The 16,661-nt window shown below is 71.0% G+C and carries 16 protein-coding genes; 8 read left to right on the forward strand and 8 right to left on the reverse strand.

Going from position 1 to position 16,661, the window contains the following annotated elements; translation table 11 throughout:
- The first annotated feature begins 12 nt into the window (after positions 1 to 12).
- A complete protein-coding gene (locus ABGB05_RS09875) occupies positions 13 to 651 on the forward strand; it encodes a hypothetical protein (protein ID WP_347652909.1) in 639 nt (212 codons plus the stop codon).
- A gap of 83 nt (positions 652 to 734) precedes the next feature.
- Here ABGB05_RS09875 and ABGB05_RS09880 read toward each other — a convergent pair whose 3' ends face one another.
- From ABGB05_RS09880 to ABGB05_RS09890, 3 genes are read right to left on the reverse strand one after another with little or no spacing between them, the layout of a single operon-like run.
- Positions 735 to 1,937, reverse strand: coding sequence for an acetylhydrolase (locus ABGB05_RS09880; protein ID WP_347652910.1), 1,203 nt, complete (start codon positions 1,935 to 1,937; stop codon positions 735 to 737).
- The gene (locus ABGB05_RS09885) at positions 1,934 to 2,296 is read right to left on the reverse strand and encodes a transcriptional regulator (protein ID WP_347652911.1); all 363 of its coding nucleotides are present in this window, start codon (positions 2,294 to 2,296) and stop codon (positions 1,934 to 1,936) included. Before ABGB05_RS09885 ends, ABGB05_RS09880 begins: the two co-directional genes overlap by 4 nt.
- Positions 2,293 to 2,994 carry a hypothetical protein gene (locus tag ABGB05_RS09890; RefSeq protein ID WP_347652912.1) on the reverse strand — a complete coding sequence of 234 codons (702 nt, stop codon included), beginning with the start codon at positions 2,992 to 2,994 and terminating at the stop codon, positions 2,293 to 2,295. The genes ABGB05_RS09885 and ABGB05_RS09890 overlap by 4 nt, the downstream gene beginning before the upstream one ends.
- Positions 2,995 to 3,156: 162 nt before the next feature.
- Here ABGB05_RS09890 and ABGB05_RS09895 point away from each other — a divergent pair, with 162 nt between their 5' ends.
- Both ABGB05_RS09895 and ABGB05_RS09900 read left to right on the forward strand, forming a co-directional pair.
- Positions 3,157 to 3,651, forward strand: coding sequence for a type II toxin-antitoxin system PemK/MazF family toxin (locus ABGB05_RS09895; protein ID WP_347652913.1), 495 nt, complete (start codon positions 3,157 to 3,159; stop codon positions 3,649 to 3,651).
- Between the two features lie 41 nt (positions 3,652 to 3,692).
- Positions 3,693 to 4,442, forward strand: coding sequence for a hypothetical protein (locus ABGB05_RS09900; protein ID WP_347652914.1), 750 nt, complete (start codon positions 3,693 to 3,695; stop codon positions 4,440 to 4,442).
- A gap of 44 nt (positions 4,443 to 4,486) precedes the next feature.
- On the opposite strand, the gene ABGB05_RS09905 is transcribed toward ABGB05_RS09900, so the two are convergent.
- The 5 genes from ABGB05_RS09905 to ABGB05_RS09925 all read right to left on the reverse strand — a co-directional run bounded on the left by ABGB05_RS09905 (position 4,487) and on the right by ABGB05_RS09925 (position 10,578).
- Positions 4,487 to 6,241: an ABC transporter substrate-binding protein gene (locus ABGB05_RS09905; protein ID WP_347652915.1), complete on the reverse strand. Its 1,755-nt coding sequence runs from the start codon at positions 6,239 to 6,241 to the stop codon at positions 4,487 to 4,489.
- Positions 6,242 to 6,450: 209 nt separating this feature from the next.
- Positions 6,451 to 7,449: an ABC transporter permease gene (locus ABGB05_RS09910; RefSeq protein WP_347652916.1), complete on the reverse strand. Its 999-nt coding sequence runs from the start codon at positions 7,447 to 7,449 to the stop codon at positions 6,451 to 6,453.
- 11 nt (positions 7,450 to 7,460) lie between these two features.
- A complete protein-coding gene (locus ABGB05_RS09915; RefSeq protein ID WP_347652917.1) occupies positions 7,461 to 8,477 on the reverse strand; it encodes an ABC transporter permease in 1,017 nt (338 codons plus the stop codon).
- Positions 8,474 to 9,514, reverse strand: coding sequence for a dipeptide ABC transporter ATP-binding protein (locus tag ABGB05_RS09920; protein WP_347652918.1), 1,041 nt, complete (start codon positions 9,512 to 9,514; stop codon positions 8,474 to 8,476). The genes ABGB05_RS09915 and ABGB05_RS09920 overlap by 4 nt, the downstream gene beginning before the upstream one ends.
- Entirely contained in the window at positions 9,511 to 10,578 is a 1,068-nt protein-coding gene (locus ABGB05_RS09925; protein WP_347652919.1) for an ABC transporter ATP-binding protein, read from the reverse strand. Before ABGB05_RS09925 ends, ABGB05_RS09920 begins: the two co-directional genes overlap by 4 nt.
- A gap of 326 nt (positions 10,579 to 10,904) precedes the next feature.
- Here ABGB05_RS09925 and ABGB05_RS09930 point away from each other — a divergent pair, with 326 nt between their 5' ends.
- The 5 genes from ABGB05_RS09930 (at position 10,905) to ABGB05_RS09950 (ending at position 16,654) form a co-directional block, all read left to right on the forward strand.
- Positions 10,905 to 11,459: a Uma2 family endonuclease gene (locus tag ABGB05_RS09930; protein WP_347652920.1), complete on the forward strand. Its 555-nt coding sequence runs from the start codon at positions 10,905 to 10,907 to the stop codon at positions 11,457 to 11,459.
- A 144-nt stretch (positions 11,460 to 11,603) separates the two neighbouring features.
- Positions 11,604 to 13,040: a TldD/PmbA family protein gene (locus ABGB05_RS09935; RefSeq protein ID WP_347652921.1), complete on the forward strand. Its 1,437-nt coding sequence runs from the start codon at positions 11,604 to 11,606 to the stop codon at positions 13,038 to 13,040.
- Between the two features lie 214 nt (positions 13,041 to 13,254).
- Positions 13,255 to 14,643 carry a metallopeptidase TldD-related protein gene (locus tag ABGB05_RS09940; protein ID WP_347652922.1) on the forward strand — a complete coding sequence of 463 codons (1,389 nt, stop codon included), beginning with the start codon at positions 13,255 to 13,257 and terminating at the stop codon, positions 14,641 to 14,643.
- Positions 14,644 to 14,711: 68 nt separating this feature from the next.
- Positions 14,712 to 15,485, forward strand: a complete 774-nt coding sequence (locus ABGB05_RS09945; protein WP_347652923.1) for a hypothetical protein — start codon at positions 14,712 to 14,714, stop codon at positions 15,483 to 15,485.
- Positions 15,486 to 15,832: 347 nt separating this feature from the next.
- Positions 15,833 to 16,654 (forward strand): hypothetical protein, encoded by an 822-nt coding sequence (locus ABGB05_RS09950; RefSeq protein WP_347652924.1) that lies wholly within the window; start codon positions 15,833 to 15,835, stop codon positions 16,652 to 16,654.
- Positions 16,655 to 16,661: the final 7 nt, after the last annotated feature.

Consider the following 16,661-nt stretch of genomic DNA (forward strand, 5'->3'; position numbering starts at 1 on the left):
AGGAGTCGCGAGGTGCGCCGTGGTCCGATCTCCTGGCGGATGGGGATCCGCAGATGGGACTATCTGCTCGACTGTGCACTGTGGATGCGGGCGGCCGAGCGGATCGACCCGCCGGCCCACTGGCTGGTGCCCGGGCCACTCGACCTCGACCAGCCACCGGCGCCGAGCCCAGCGGTCGGCCAGCCGGCGGCTCAGGCCCGGGGCGGCGGGGGGACCGACGAGGTGCTGGGCGAGGAGTGGCTCGGCTGGTGGCTCTCCCTGGTCGACCCGACCCGACAGCCGGTACGCCCGGAGAACACCCTGGAGCCGGCCGACGACACCCCTGACCCGCTCGGCCTGGCTCCGTACCCGACGCTGCGCCGGATCGTCGCCCGACGCTCCGGGGAGGCACTGGACTGGCACACCGCCCGCCGGAACCTCGAGTTCGAGCGGCATCCTCCGGGCTCGCCGGTGACCAGCAGCATCGCGTACGAGACCGAACGCTCGCTGGGCCGGCCGCTGCGCCCGTTCAGCGTCGAGTTCGTCCTGCTGCCGGTCAGCGACGAGGTGATCCGTCGGGTCGACGAGGAGCACTACCTGGTCCCCGAGCAGGTGTACGACAGCCACCGGTGGCCGGTCTGGTTGCGCAACCTGCTGACCCGGATCGGCTGAGTTCCGCCCCCGGCAACCGCGCCTCGACGCCGGGGCGGTTCCGCTACGGGTCTGTCAGTGGATCGCCGCCGCGCCCCGTCGCCTCACGGGATGTAACACACCCCGGGGAAGGCCGGGGACGGGCCTTCGAGCAGGCGCTGCCGCCGGTGACGCAGGTGCAGGTCGAAGAAGGCCAGCGGGTACGCCTGTTGAATGCGCGCCGCCCGGGTCGCGTCGAGGGTGCCGGCCCAGCCTTCCAGGTCCTCCTCGGTCATGCCGACCGCGACCGCCAGGTGCGGAAGCATGATCTGGTAGTCGGTGTACGCGAGGTGGCGCCCGTCGGCGGCCCGGACGTTCAGCCTCCACCCGGTCAGGTGTGACCAGAACTGGGCAACCGACGGTTCGGCCCGGGTGTAGTCCGCGGACATCATCATGAAGGGCCGGGCGAGATCAGTCTCGATGAGGGGTTCCATCTGGGCGTCGAGACTCAGCCCGGCTCGGATGCGCTGATCCAGGCCCATGGCCAGCGCGGTCGCCGTACCGCCCTTCGAGAAGCCGAACATGCCGACGCGTCCGGGGTCGAGCAGGCCGGGCAGGCCGGCCGGCAGCGGCCGGCCGTCGGCGTCGGGGTTGCGCCCGGCGGCGAGGGCGGCGATGCGGTCGAGGACGAACGGGATGTCGGCGGCGAAGTCCGCCGCGCCCAGGGAGTGCTCGCCGCCGATGATCGGGACGGTGAGCCGGCCGTCGGGGAACTCACTGAACGCGTCGTGGGTGTGGTCGACGGTGACCACGACGTACCCGTGACTGACCAGCTCCTGCACCACGATCGTGTTGTGGCCGCGGTGGTCGTGCGCGCCGTGCGAGAACACCACGACCGGCATCCGGCCACCCGCCCGCCGTACCGGCGCCCCCACGTGCCCGGCGGTCAGCGCCGGCAGCAGCGCGTCGGCCGGAAACCCGTGGTACGTCAACAGTTCGCGCATGAGCGCGTCGGACAGCCAGCGCGCCCGGGGGTACCGGGCGACGTCGCGGGCCGGGTACCAGACGCTGACCATCAGCTCGCGGTGGTGCCCCGGGCCGGCGACGGGGTCCGGACGGGAACGGTCGACGAGGTGCAACGGCACCGTACCGATCGGGAAGGGTCCGGTCGGCGCGGGCAGGACGAACCGCCTCGGGCCGGCGGCGACGGCAGCGGCGCTCGCCCGGCCGGAGAGGCCGAGTGGCACGGTGAGTCCGGCGGCCAGCGCGGCGGTGATGACGCCACGGCGGGACAGTCGTTCGCCGCCGATCGACGGTGTGGTGTTCATGGCGCCTCCTCGTGGATCGTCTCGACGCGGGCGATGAGCTGCTTGAGTCGGGTGATCTCCTCGACGAGCGCGGTGTGGCCCGCCGGGGTGAGGGTGATCCAGGTCCGGCCGCGCCGTCCGGCGTAGCCCTTCTCGATTTCCACCAGACCTGCTGTCTCCAACACGCCCAGGTGCTGGGAGAGGTTCCCGGCGGTCAGTTCCAACTGGGTACGCAGGTAGCCGAACTCGACCCGGCGGGCCTCGTGCGCGATGGTGAGGATGCCGAGCCGGACCCGCTGGTGCACCACGTCGTCGAGCCCGGTGACCGGGTGCGGGGATTCGGTCTCGCCCGGCGTCGGGGTGTCGACGGGTCCGGTCACCGGGGCCGCCGCAGTCGTTGCGCCAGTGCGAAGCCGGCGCTGCCCAGCAGCAGCACACCGCCGCTGATGACCAGCATCGGCGCGAACTGCCAATCGGGCCCCCAGTGGGTTCCCCACCCGAAGTTGATCGGCACCACGACCACCGTCAGGTACCCGAGGGCGAACAGCAGCAGCGCGGGGTGACGCTCCAGCCAGGCCAGCACCAGTAGCGCCAGCCCGATCGAGCCGGTGAAGTCGGTCAGGCGGCCCAACGCGAGGACGGACCAGGCCGGGGGCCCCGCGGGGTCCGGCAGCGGGAGGTAGTGCACTCGCACCTGCCAGAAGGCGGTGAACAGGGTGAGCAGCGTGATGCCCGCGATGACGTACGGCGCCACCCGGGTGCCCAGGCCCCGGGCCGAGGCGACCCGCCGGTACCCGACGGCGATCACCAGGTACGCCAGCACCAGCGCGGTCCACCAATAGATGGTCGCGGTCTGGTACCACACCTTGCACTGCTGGCCGCGCTCCACCGACCGGCAGTCGAACTCGACCACGTGGCCGAACCGGTAGACGAGGATCGCGCCGAAGGTCACCACGGCCAGCACCAGCAGCGGCAGCCATGTCACCCGCTGGGCGAGCCGAACCCGGCGCGCGAGGTCGCGTGTGTCAGCCAGCAGTCGGCGGGGATCGCCGCTGACCGGAACCGAATCGGAAGTCATGCCAATAGGTTTCCATAACAAACCTTTTGGCGCTAGTGGCGATCGATTGATAGCCGATCGCTGACCGCGACCGTCGCGACCCACACCCCCGGCCCGACGCCGCCCGCAGACGCCTGAGCCGCCGGCGGACGGGACCTCGGCGAACGGGTAGGGTGCCGGTTCGTGGCGAATCTCTGGAGAGGCGTGACCGCGACGGTCAGCCGGATCACCCGGCGGGTCCCCGCCCCGCGTACCGCTGGCAGCCCCACCCCCGCCCAGGTCGCCCGACGGCGGCAGCTCGCGGCGCTGCAGCGGCGACAGTTGACGTACGCGCCCGAACTGGACGGGCAGGCCGACCCGGGCGAGATCGTCTGGACCTGGGTGCCGTACGAGGACGACCCGCGCCAGGGCAAGGACCGGCCGGTGCTGGTGGTCGGCCGGGCCAGCCGTACCCTCTTCGGCCTGATGCTCTCCAGCCAGAGCGAGCGCGACGGCCAGCGGCACTGGCTGGCGCTCGGCCCCGGATCGTGGGACCGGGACAACCGGCCGAGCTGGGTACGCCTCGACCGGGTCCTGACGATGCGAGAGGACAGCATCCGCCGGGAGGGCGCGGTCCTGGACCGGGCCCGGTTCGACCGGGTCGGGCAGGCGTTGCGCGCCGGCTACGGTTGGCGCTGATCCGAGGCGCCGGATCCGGCGCGGGAGTCTGGGGGAACTGAGTGGGTGCCAAGACAGCGCTGCTGGCGTTCGCCGACGGCGACATCCGTTCGGTGCTGCGTGCCGCTACGCTCTGCGCCCGCGACGAGGCCGAGGCGCTGGTCCGTCGGGTCCATCCGGACCACCGGGTCACGCCACACGACAACGAGACCCTTTACGAGGGGATCTACCCGCCGGACGGGGTCACGTACGCCACGGTGCTGGCCGGCGCGGAGCTGCTGTGTGACCGGCGACTGACCTCGTACCGTCCGTCCGAACTGCCGGAACGGCTACGCGCGTTCGGCGCGGGACGACGCATCCTGCTGCACGGCATGCACTCCATGGTCGACGCGCTCTCGTTCGCCGTCTGGGAGGACGGACGTCTGGTCCGGTCGCTCAGTCTCTCGCCGGATGGCGGCATCGTGGAGAACATCGGCGAGCCGTACGACTTCGAGCTGCCGTACTGGGCCGGCGACCATCCGGTGCGGCCGGCCCGGAGGTTGCCGGGGCAGGGTCCGTACCCGCTGCCGTTCCATCCGCTCGACCTCGGTGAGGCGGCGCTGCGCGCCCTGTTCGGCTTTGTCCTGGAGGGCCGCCCCGAGCCGGACGACGTCGACCCGGACGGGGTGCCGCTGCACGGGTTCCGGCTCACCGATCCGTCCGGTGCCGAACAGGCGGAGCCGGCGCGGCTGCACGACCTGGTGCAGCTGATGCGGCCGCCGCAGCGACTCCGGATGGGTCCCGACGGCCGGTGGCACGAGATCGGCGGCTGAGATCCAGGAAGGGCCCCTTGCGGTAGGGGCCCTTCCTGATCCCGTCAGGGCTTGAGGTAGGCGTTGTAGTAGACCGGGGTGCCGAACTGCTCGGAGATGAGCAGGCCGCCGACCTTCGGGCCGGTCACCAGGAAGGTGTTGTCCTGGTAGATCGGCACCACCGGGGCGTACTTCTCCATGATCATCTGGTCGATCTTGGCCCACTCCGGGCCCGCCTCGCCGGCCGGGAGTTTGCTGACCCGGTCGATCTCGGCGTTCACGTCGTCGGCGTTGAAGTACGACACGTTCGAGTTGCCCTGCGGGCCGAGCTTGCGGCCGTCCCAGAGCACCGGGATCGTGGAGACCGCGCTCGGCCAGTCCGCCGCCCAGTTGCTCAGGTAGATGTCGTACGGGTTGCCCCGGGTACGGGCGGTCGGGTTGTGGTCGTCGACGTACTGCACGGTGACGTCGAAGCCGGCCTTCTCCAGGCTCTGCTCGACGATCGGCGCGGTCTGCTGGCCGAAGGCGGTGCTCCGGGACATGAAGACCAGTTTCGGCCGCTGCCCGCCGAGCAGTTCCTTCGCCTTCTCCGGGTTGCCGGTCGGACCGCCGTCGTACGGGTTCGGGTAGTTCGTCTGCCCGATGGTGGTGTCGGCGAGCAGGGTGTGGGTGAGCCGGCCGGACGCGTCACCGCCCTGGGTGGCGAGGATGCCCTGCTTGTCGATGGCGTAGGCGATCGCCTGCCGGACCTTCAGGTCCTTGATCCGGTCGTTGTTGATGGAGAGGTACCAGACCGACGGCGCGGTCTTGCGGATCACCCGCTCGCCGAGCGAGGTGTCGGCGAGGACCTGGTTGACCAGCGCCTGCGGCACCTCGTCCCAGGCGACCGCGGCGGCGTCCGCGCCGTTGCCGGCCAGCGCCCGCTCGGTGGCCGCCTGGTCGTCCGGCCCGAACTCGACCTCGATGGTGTCCGGGTAGGCGTGCCGCAGCGGGTCGGTCTTCGGGTCCCAGTTCGGGTTCCGCTCCAGCACGAACCGGGCGTCCTTGGCGTACTCCTTGATTTTGTACGGTCCGGAGGCGACGACCCGGCGGTCGTACTCGGTTCGGGTGTCCTGCGCCTTCGGCACCGGCACCGAGGTCGGCAGGGAGAGCGCGAACGGCAGGTCGCAGTGCGGCGTGGCGAAGCTGAAGACCAGGGTCCGATCGTCGGAGACGGTCAGCCCGGGGACGGTGTCGCTGCCCGAGGTGTACGGCCCCTTGTAGTTGGCGTTGTACGTCGGGTTGTCGGCCAGCCACTCCTGGATGTACGTCGGTCCGCCGTCGATGCTCTCCTCGAACGACCGGGCGATCCCGTACGCCACGTCGGCGGCCCGGATCGGCGTGCCGTCCTCGAACTTCACCCCCTCCTTGAGGGTGTACTCCCAGGTCTTGCAGTCGTTGTTGACGTCCTTGCCGGCGTCGGTGGCGAGGTCGCCGACGAGCAGCACGCCGCCCTTGCCGTCCTCCTTGAAGACGGTCAGGGTCCGGACGAACATCTGCTGGATCGACATGCCGATGAAGGTGTAGGTGCGCTGCGGGTCGAGGTGTTCGAAGTCGGCCTGGGTGATCAGCTTGAGGGTGCCGCCGGGCTGCGCCCCGGGAACCTCCGCCGCCGGCCCCTGGGAGTCCTTGGGGTCGGTCGCGATCGAACTGGTGAACTGCCGCCCACCGCCGTTGTCGGAGTCACCGTTGTCGCCGGTGTTCTCCGAGCAGGCGGCCAGCGCACTGGCGGCGAGGACGAGCGCGGCGCTCGTCGCGGCCACCGTGAGCCTTGGTCGCATCGGACTTCCTCCTGGTCTCGTTCCCGCAGGTTCAGGTGCTCAGGTACTGAAAGAAATATTCAGGTAAACAGCCGTGAAGGTAAGTTTCATGACAGTAACGATGGGACAACGTTTCCGTGGTCGCGCCGACCCCGACCGGGAGACCACACCGGTCGCGCCGACCCGGACCGGCAGACCACGCCGGTCACCCCAGTGGGAGACCACACTGGTCATCCCAGCCGGACCCGGGGGTCGACCACCGCGTACAGGATGTCCACCAGGACGTTCGCCGCCACCACGAAGACCGCGGCGAGCAGCACTGTGGCCATCACGATCGGCATGTCCAGGTTCAGCGCCGCGTTGAGCGCGGTCCGGCCCAGCCCGGTGAACCCGAAGACGGTCTCGGTGATGACCGTGCCGCCCAGATACGCGCCGAGGTCCAGCCCGGCGATGGTGATGATCGGGGTGATCGCCGCCCGGAGCGCGTGCCGGCCGTACACGGTGATCTTCGGCAGGCCCTTGGCCCGCGCGGTCCGGACGAAGTCCTCCGAGAGCGTCTCCAGCATCTGCGCCCGGGACAGCCGGGCGTAGGTGGCGGAGTTGAGGAAGCCGAGCGCGAACCAGGGCAGCAGCATCGCGGACGCCCAGGCCACCGGGTTCTCGGTGAGCGGGGTGTACCGGGGATAGCTCAGCAGGCCGGTCTCGTAGACCAGGCCGATCAGCAGCAGCGGCCCGAAGAGCAGGATCGGCATCGAGGCGCCGACCAGCGAGGTGCCGACCGCGAGCTTGTCGAAGACGGTGCCCCGGCGCAGCGCCGAGAGCATCCCGATGGAGATCCCCAGCACCAGCCAGACCACCGCCGCGCCGAAGACGATGCTCAACGTTACCGGCAGGGTACGACCCACGATGCCGCTGACCGGCTCGTCGTTGCGGAACGAGAAACCGAGGCAGGGCGCCGGGCAGTCCCGGGCCGTCTCACCGGCACCGATCGTCCGGCCGACGAAGATCCCCCGCATGAAGTCGCCGTACTGCACCACGATCGGCCGGTCGAGCCCCATCCGGCGCTCGATCATCTCGACCCGCTCCGGGCTGCAGACGTTCTTGCTGTCCCCGCACATCAGCTCGGCCGGGTTGTTCGGCACCGCGAAGAACAGCCCGAACGTCACCACGCTGACCGCGATCAGCGTGCTCAGCGCGAGCAGCACCTTCTTGACCAGGAACCGCAGCATGTCCCCGCCCCCTACCGGCTCGACTTCGGATCGAGCGCGTCCCGCAGCGAGTCACCGAAGAGGTTGAACGCCAACACCAGCAGGAAGAGCGTGGTACCACCGACAATGGTGAAGCTCGGTACGTCCCGCAGGTAGCGGACGCTGTCGTTGATCAGCCGGCCGAGGTCCGGGGTCGGCTCCAGGACACCGATGCCGAGGAACGACAGCGCCGCCTCGGCGGTGATCAGCGCCGGCACGTTCAGCGAGAAGGTGACCAGGATCGGCGCCCAGAGGTTCGGCAGCAGCTGCCGGAACAGGATGTGCCCGAGACCGGCGCCGGAGGCCCGGGCCGCCTCCACGAACTCCCGCTCCCGCAGCGACAGCACCTGGCCGCGGACCAGCCGGGCCGAGGTGGTCCAGTTGAACATCACGAAGATCAACACCAGCAGCGCCGGGCGGAACCAGGACGCCACCTCGTCGCGCGGACCGTAGAACTGGTTCACCGCCAGCGGCACGAACGCGAAGCAGAAGATGTAGAACGGGAACGCCAACGCGAGGTCGACGACCCAGGTGATCACCGCGTCGACCCAGCCGCCGACGTACCCGGCGACGATTCCGACCACCACCCCGAGCGCGATGGTCAGCACCGCCGCGGTGAAGGCGATCATCAACGAGGTACGGAGGCCGTAGACGACCTGGATGAAGATGTCCCGCCCGATCCCGGGCTGGATGCCGAACCAGTGCTCGCCGCTGACCCCCGCGTAGCCGAGCGGAAAACCGTTGCGGTCCAGCCGCTCCGGGAACCGCTCCTGCGGACCCTTGCCGTAGAGCCGGGCGACCAGTGGCGCGGCCGCCGCCAGCAGGATGAACAGCACCAGCACCGTACCGCTGACCATCGCCACCCGGTCCCGGCGCAGCCGCAGCCAGGCGAGCTGTCCCGGCGACCGGCCGACGAACTCCGTCGCGCCGGCCGTGCCGATGTTCCCGCCGCCCGCCTCGACCTGGGCCGCGGCCGCCTCGACCTGCGCGGTCACCTGCTGCTCGCTCACCGGCCGTCACCTCCCTCGGCGCCGTCCACAGTTGACGCGATCGACGACTCCACCGCCCCCTCCGGAAAGTGGCAGGCCACCGCCGCGCCACCGGGATCCCGTACGGTCAGCGCCGGCTCCTCGGTCGCGCAGACCTCCCGGGCCTTCCAGCACCGGGTCCGGAACCGGCAGCCGGACGGCGGATCCAGCGGTGTCGGTACGTCGCCGGCCAGCCGGATCCGCCCGGCCGGGCCGAGTTTTGTCACGTCCGGTACGGCCGACAGCAGCGCCCGGGTGTACGGGTGCCGGGGCCGCTCGTAGATCTCGGCCCGGTCCCCGATCTCCACGATCCTCCCGAGGTACATCACCGCGACCCGCTGGCTGAAGTGCCGGACCACCGCCAGGTCATGTGCGATGAAGACGAACGCCAGCCCGAGTTCCCGCTGCAGGTCGCGGAGTAGGTTCACCACCTGGGCCTGGATCGAGACGTCGAGGGCGGAGACCGGCTCGTCGGCGACGATCAGTTTGGGCCGCAACGCCAGCGCCCGGGCGATCCCGATCCGCTGCCGCTGGCCGCCGGAGAACTCGTGCGGATAGCGGTTGTAGTGCTCGGGATTCAGCCCGACCAGTTCCAGCAGTTCCCGTACCCGGGTCCGGATCCCGCCGGGTGGGGAGACCCGGTTGACCCGCAGCGGCATGGCGACGATCTCGCCGACGGTGTGCCGGGGGTTCAGCGAGGCGTACGGGTCCTGGAAGATGATCTGCAGGTCCTGGCGCAACGGTCGCAGCGCACCCCGACCAAGGTGGCTGATGTCCCGGCCCTCGAAGACGATCCGGCCACCGGTCGGTTCGAGCAGCCGGACCAGCAGCCGGCCGGTGGTGGTCTTGCCACAGCCGGACTCGCCGACCAGACCCAGCGTCTCCCCCGGCCGGACCACGAAGTCCAGCCCGTCGACCGCCCGGACCACGCCGCCGCCCCGCCCCCGGAACCCGCCCCGGACCGAAAAGTGCTTGGTCAGCCCGGAGACCTCCAGCAGTGGTTCGTGCGGCGCGTTCACCGGTCCACCCCCGCCTCGGCGGCCTGCTCGGCGTACCGCCGTCGCTCCTCCTCGGGGAGGTGGCAGGCGACCAGGTGCCCGGTCCCACCTGCTGGACGCAGTTCCGGCACCGCGGTGCGGGACCGGTCGCCGGTGTGGTCGGCGTACCGGCAGCGGGGGTGGAACGCGCAGCCGGGTGGGAGGTGGATCAGGCTCGGCGGGTTGCCGGCGATCGGCACCAGGTCCGCGTCCGGGTCACCGTGCAACGACGGCACGCTGGAGAGCAGACCCCAGGTGTACGGATGCTGCGGCCGACGCAGCACCTGTTCGACGCTGCCGTGCTCGACGGCACGGCCGGCGTACATCACCAGGATGTCGTCGGCCACCTGGCTGACCACGCCGAGGTCGTGGGTGATCAGGATGATCGCGGAGTTGAACTCCTGCTGCAGGTCGGCCAGCAGGTCGAGGATCTGCGCCTGCACGGTGACGTCCAGCGCGGTGGTCGGCTCGTCGGCGATCAGCAGGTCCGGGTCGTTGACCAGGGCCATCGCGATCATCACCCGCTGGCGCATGCCGCCGGAGAACTCGTGCGGGTACTGCTCGGCCCGGCGTGCCGGCTGCGGGATGCCGACCCGGTCCAGCATCTCGACGGCGCGCCGTGCGGCCGCCCGCCGGCCCGCGCCCGGATGGTGGGTGCGGTACGCCTCGGCGATCTGCCGTCCGACCGGATAGTACGGATGCAGCGCGGAGAGCGGATCCTGGAAGATCATCGCCAGGTCCCGGCCACGTAGTTTGCGGATCGCGGCGTCGGGGAGCCCGACGAGGTTCCGTCCGGCGACCCGGATCTCGCCGCTGATCTCGGTGCGCCGGGGATCGTGCAGGCCGAGTATCGCGAGGCTGGTGACGCTCTTGCCGGAGCCCGACTCGCCGACGATGCCGAGGGTCCGCCCACGGTGGACGGCGAACGAGACCCCGTCGACCGCCCGGACCGGTCCATCCTCGGTACGGAACCGGACCCGCAGGTCACGCACGTCGAGGTACGGCCCGTCGTCGGCGACCGGGGCAGTCACGGTCGGTGCCGCCACGCTCCACCCTCCTCTCCCGCACCGCCGCCGGTTTCCGCTGGTCGTCTGCCAGTTTCCGGCGGAGACGCACCCGGACAGCGGGTGAAGGTAACTTACAACAGAGTTCAGAGAGTGAAAATAAGCTCCAGATCCTGATCTGTCCGCCGGCTCGACGGAAGCCTGCACATCACGTGGCCCCATTCAAATCCGCCGCACCGGAACCTGTCGACCCCGTCCACAGTGAGTGACCGGTCGCCACCCCGTCGTGTCGGTCGGCTGTGCCAGACTGGCGCCGTACGGGTGGAGGCGCCCAGACCCGGCACCGCGACGACGACTCGGAGGTGACCATGACCGCGGCGGTGTTCGACCACGGCGGCCCGTGGACCGAAGCGGAATACTTCGCCCTCGGCGAGACCCGGGATCGCGTCGAACTCTTCGACGGGAGCCTGCACGTGAGCCCTGCCCCCACCCCTCGACACCAGCGCATCTCCCGGCGACTCGGGAACGCACTGGAGACCGGCGCCGACACCGCCGGCCTGCACGTGCTGGAGGCGGTCAACGTACGACTGCGTACGGGTCGGATCCCCATCCCGGACCTGGTGATCGTCGAAGACATCAACTTCGACGAACTGGTCGTCGACGCCGGGGCGGTCCGGCTGGTCTGCGAGATCACCTCGCCGAGCAACGCCGCGACCGACCAGGTGCTCAAGATGCACTACTACGCGACCGCCGCCATCCCGTGGTACCTGTTGGTCGAGCAGGACACCGGCACCCTGCGGCTGCACCGGCTGGACGGTGCCCACTACGTCGAGCACGCGATCGTCAAGCCCGGCGAGGTGCTGCGGCTGACCGAACCGGTGACGGCGGAAATCCGGCCCGAAGAACTCCTCCCACCCCGCTGAGCGGCTTCTTCGCATAAGGTCGTTCCATGATCGGCTGCCGGTGACCCCGGCAGCCGGTCACGCCGTCGGACCGGCCGGGCCTCCGCTGGAGCCGGTCGACCGGAATCGGCGGAACGATCCGGGGGCGCACCGAGGGGGATGTTGATGGCCGAGTTCGAGGTGGCGACGGCGGCGGTCCAGGCGGCCCTTGACGCCGGGGCCCGGTACGCCGACGCCCGGGTGATGCACCGCCGCTACGAGTCGATGACCGCCCGCAACTCCGAGGTCGAGTCGGTCAACCAGGACGAGAGCGCCGGCCTCGGGGTCCGGGCGCTGGTCGGCTCGGGCTGGGGCTTCTACGCCGTACCCGAACTCACCGACTCGGCGGCCCGGGCGGCGGGCGAGCGGGCCGCGCGGATCGCCGCCGCCAGTGGCCGGGTCGCCGGCCCCGGCAGCACCCTGCTCCCGGTGCCGGCCAGCACCGGCTCGTGGAGTTCCCCCTGCGAGATCGACCCGCTCTCGGTCTCCCTGGCCGACAAGGGCGACCTGCTGGTCCGGGCCACCGGCCTGTCCCGGGACCACGGCGCCGACCAGGCCGAGGGGATCTACCAGATCTGGGACACCCGCAAGTGGTTCGTCTCCAGCGAAGGACACCGGATCGACCAGCACATCCGGGAGTGCGGCGCCGGCATCTCGGCCACCGTCATCGGTGACGGCGAGACGCAGCGCCGCTCCTACCCCAGCTACCGGGGCCAGTACGGCACGCAGGGCTGGGAGCTGGTCAACTCGCTCGACCTCACCGCGCACGCCGGCCGGATCGCCGAGGAGGCCCGGGAACTCGTCACCGCCCCGCTCTGCCCGGCCGGCGAGACCACCCTGATCCTCGGCGGCGAGCAGATGGCGCTGCAGATCCACGAGTCGGTGGGGCACGCCATCGAACTGGACCGCATCCTCGGCTGGGAGGCCGCCTTCGCCGGCACCTCCTGGCTGGACCTGGGCCAGCTCGGCACACTGCGGTACGGCTCCGAGCTGATGAACATCACCATCGACCCGACGATCCCCGGCGCGCTGGGCAGCTTCGGCTTCGACGACGAGGGCACCCCGGCGACAAAACGGGACGCGGTCCGCGAGGGACGATGGGTGGGCACCCTGGCCGGGCGCGACTCCGCCGCGGTCGCCGGCCTCGACTACGCCGGCAGCGTACGGGCCGACGGCTGGGCCCGGCTGCCGATGGTCCGGATGACCAACGTCGGCCTCGAACCCGGCCCGCACACCCTGGACGAGATGATCGCCGCCACCGACGACGGCATCCTGATGGACCTCAACCGGTCCTGGTCGATCGACGACAAGCGGCTCAACTTCCAGTTCGGCTGCGAGATCGGTTGGGAGATCAAGAAGGGACGCCGGGGCCGGATGCTCCGCAACCCCACCTACACCGGGATCGGGCCGCTCTTCTGGCGCTCGATGGACATGCTCTCCTCGGAGATCGTCTCCTGGGGCACCCCGAACTGCGGCAAGGGCCAGCCGGGGCAGATCGGGCACACCGGCCACCCGGCCGCACCGGCCCGGTTCACCGGCGTCCGGGTCGGAGTCCACGGGTGAGCGCGAGGAGTGAGCGGGGTGTGCGAGCCCCGCAGTCGCGAACGAAAGCAGGTCCCGTGAGCGCGAGGAGTGAGCGGGGTGTGCGAGCCCCGCAGTCGCGAACGAAAGCAGGTCCCGTGAGCGCGAGGAGTGAGCGGGGTGTGCGAGCCCCGCAGTCGCGAACGAAAGCAGGTCCCGTGAACAGCAGCCACCGGCAGAGGAAGGGACCGCACCGATGACCACTCCACTCGACCTCGCCGGCCGGGTCGTCGACCTGGTCCGTCAGATCGCCGGCCCGAACGCCGAGGCGGAGGTCGGCACCGACACCGCCGAGTCGGCGCTGACCCGGTTCGCGAACTCGTTCATCCACCAGAACGTCGCCGAACAGGGCACCACAGTCCGACTGCGCCTGCACCTCGACGGCCGGACCGCCGGTGGCTCGTCCACCGTGGTCGATCACGACGGCCTGCGTGACCTGGTCGAACGGACCGTCGGCGCGGCCCGGCTCAGCCCACCCGACCCGGCCTGGCCGGGCCTGACCACACCGACCCCGGTCGACGGCACCGGCAACTGGGACGATGGCACCGCCACCGCCACCGCCGAGCAGCGCGCCGAGCGGGTACGCGAGTTCGTCGACGCCGCCGGCGGGCTGGAGGCGGCCGGCTACTGCCGTACCGGACGTCGGGAGGGTGCGTTCGCGAACACGGCCGGCCACTCGGCGACCGGCCGGAGCACCGAGGCGGCGATGGAGGGCATCGCCCGCTCCGGCGGCGTCGACGGGGTCGCCCGGCTCGGCGCGGTACGGCTGACCGACCTGCACGGTGCCGTACTCGGGGCCCGGGCGTCGGTGAAGGCCCGGGCCGGCGTCGCCCCGGTCGAACTGCCGCCCGGCCGGTACGAGGTGGTGCTGGAGCCGAGCGCCGTCGTCGACCTGCTGCAGAACCTCGCGATGTACGGCTTCAACGGCAAGGCGTACCAGGAGCAGCGGTCGTTCGCGGTGCCCGGTGCCGAGCAGTTCGACCGGACGGTGACGCTGGTCGACGACCCGCTGGTCACCCCGGCGTTGCCGTTCGACGCCGAAGGTACGCCCCGGACACCGTTCGCCCTGGTCGAGCACGGTGTGACGACCGCGGTGGCGCACGATCGGCGTACCGCCGCCGTGGCCGGGACGGTCTCGACCGGACACGCGGTGCCGGGTGGCGCCGCGGTCGGGGGCATACCGCTCCACCTGGGACTGCTGCCGACCGACTCGCCGAACGGCACCCCCCGGGCCACCGAGGTCTCCGGTCCGGTGGTCGACTCCGACACCGCCGCCCTGGTCGCCGGGATGCGCCGCGGGCTGCTCGTCACCGACCTCTGGTACACCCGGGTCCTGGACCCGAAGTCGCTTGTTGTCACCGGTCTGACCCGCAACGGTGTCTGGCTGGTCGAGGACGGCGAGGTGACCACGGCGGTACAGAACCTCCGCTTCACCCAGTCGTATCCGCAGGCGCTCGCCCCGGGTGCGGTGCTCGGGATCGGCCGGCACGCCGTGCTGCTGTCGCAGACCTTCAGCAGCGCCTGGTGGTCGGCGCCGGCGCTCCGGCTGGCCTCGTGGAACTTCACCGGCGGTGCCTCCGGCTGACGATGTCGGGTCGTCGGGCCGACCGTCGGCGGGATGCCGGGTTCGCGCGGCGGTGCTTGACTGGTGGCGTGACGGACGACGCCACCACCCCCCGCCCGGACGATCCGCCCTCCGCCGCCGCTGGCGACCCGCCCCCGGCGGGCGCCGACACCCCGCGCTCTCCCCACCCGGGCGCCGACACTCCGCGCTCCCCCGGCCCGGACGATCCGCCGTTCGTGGGCGCGACGGGACCGGCCGACCCGGGCGGCGGGACCGGCACCGTACGGCCGGACGACGGAACCGGTCGGCGGGGTCGGACCGATCCGGCAGCCCGGCGTCGGCGCCGCCTGCTGGTCGGCGGCGGCGTGGCGGCGGCCGTACTCGTCCTGCTGGTCTGCGGTGTTCTCGGCGCGGCCGCCGCCGGCTTCGGTCGGCTCGCCAACCGGGTCGAGCGTGGTCACGAGGTACGCGACCGCGCCGAGACCGCCTGTCAGGACCTGGAACGGCGGCTCAACCGCCTCGTACCGCCGGGCGCGGCGAGAAACCCGGGTCAGCGGGCATCGGCGATCCGGGACGAGAACGCGGCGCTCCGCCCGTTCCTGTCCGAGATCGAGCGACTGCCGGGCTGGCGCGACGACGATGACGATGACGAGGTGGGTGACGGCCGGCTCGACGCGTGGCGCCGGCTGGTCGACGCACGGTCCAGCTACGCCGACGCCCTCGACCGGCAGGTGACCGCCGGCGAACCGGCGTTTTTTGTCGCACCGCGGGACCACCGGGGCCGTCCGGTGCTGGAGCGCCTGACGCGCGGCCCCGAGTCGTGCGCGGCGGCCGCCCGCCGACTCGCCGCCCCCGACCTGTGAGCCGGCGACACCACCGGGCCCACTGAACAACAACACCGCCGGGCCGGCAGCTCTCCGACCTCATCGGACAGCCGCCGGCCCGCATCCGTGACGGCGCGGAAAGACGAACAGGTCGTCGGGTCGAGTGAAGTTCTGCACAACAATGCCCGGATCCGGTGACAGGACTTTCGTAACCGACGGGAAACCCGCCACACTCCCTTGCGCAGATGACCGTCCGTGTGCGGCGTAACGTGTGCACCGACGCGGACGCAGGTAGCGCGGCTGCGGGTCCTCCCCTGCCCGCGCGGCCCCGCCGGAAACATCACCAGTGCCCGTCAGCCAGATCGGGCCCCGTCAGGGAGACACAGATGACTACGAGGACGGCCCCACCTCCGGCCGGACTGCCGGGGAGCGTGCGTCAGCGCGCGGCCATCGCGGCAAAAACCCTGCGTACCGACCGTTGGTGGTTCGCTCCGCTGATCACGGTGGTCGGGCTCACCGCCTGGGTCGCCTACGCCACGGTGCGGGTGTTCATGCACGACCACTACTGGATCGCCGAATACCACTACCTGACGCCGTTCTACTCGCCGTGTGTGACGGAGGCCTGCATTCCCGAGGCCGCACACTTCGGCCGGGTGCTGCCGGGTTGGCCGATCATCCCGGACGCCGCGTTGACCCTGCCGTTCCTGCTGCTGTTCCGGCTGACCTGCTACTACTACCGCAAGGCGTACTACCGGTCGTTCTGGCTGTCGCCGCCGGCCTGCGCCGTCCCGGACGGACACAAGACCTACAGCGGGGAGACCCGGTTCCCGTTGGTCGGCCAGAACCTGCACCGGTACGCCTTCTACGCCGCCGTGATCATCTCGGTCATCAACACCTGGGACGCGGTGCTCGCCTTCCACAGCCCCGAGGGCTTCGGGTTCGGCCTGGGCAACATCGTCCTGCTCGGCAACGTGGTGATGCTGTGGGCGTACACGCTCTCCTGCCACTCCTGCCGGCACATCGCCGGCGGCCGGTTGAAGCACTTCTCGAAGCACCCGGTCCGGTACCGGTTCTGGACGTTCGTCTCCAAGCTCAACGTCCGGCACATGCAGCTCGCCTGGATCACGCTCGGCACGCTGGCGCTGACCGACTTCTACATCATGGCGCTCTCCCTGAACTGGTTCGACGACCTGCGGTTCATCAACTAAAGGGCCT

It is taken from the genome of Plantactinospora sp. B5E13, assembly GCF_039871775.1.
In the GTDB taxonomy this organism is placed as follows: domain Bacteria; phylum Actinomycetota; class Actinomycetes; order Mycobacteriales; family Micromonosporaceae; genus Plantactinospora.

Excerpts from the sequence above, each read along its gene's own strand:
- ABGB05_RS09950 (WP_347652924.1), top strand. The coding sequence starts at position 15,833 with ATGACTACGAGGACGGCCCCACCTCCGGCCGGACTGCCGGGGAGCGTG.
- ABGB05_RS09935 (WP_347652921.1), top strand. The coding sequence starts at position 11,604 with ATGGCCGAGTTCGAGGTGGCGACGGCGGCGGTCCAGGCGGCCCTTGAC.
- ABGB05_RS09910 (WP_347652916.1), bottom strand. The coding sequence starts at position 7,449 with ATGCTGCGGTTCCTGGTCAAGAAGGTGCTGCTCGCGCTGAGCACGCTG.
- ABGB05_RS09905 (WP_347652915.1), bottom strand. The coding sequence starts at position 6,241 with ATGCGACCAAGGCTCACGGTGGCCGCGACGAGCGCCGCGCTCGTCCTC.
- ABGB05_RS09880 (WP_347652910.1), bottom strand. The coding sequence starts at position 1,937 with ATGAACACCACACCGTCGATCGGCGGCGAACGACTGTCCCGCCGTGGC.
- ABGB05_RS09940 (WP_347652922.1), top strand. The coding sequence starts at position 13,255 with ATGACCACTCCACTCGACCTCGCCGGCCGGGTCGTCGACCTGGTCCGT.
- ABGB05_RS09930 (WP_347652920.1), top strand. The coding sequence starts at position 10,905 with ATGACCGCGGCGGTGTTCGACCACGGCGGCCCGTGGACCGAAGCGGAA.
- ABGB05_RS09890 (WP_347652912.1), bottom strand. The coding sequence starts at position 2,994 with ATGACTTCCGATTCGGTTCCGGTCAGCGGCGATCCCCGCCGACTGCTG.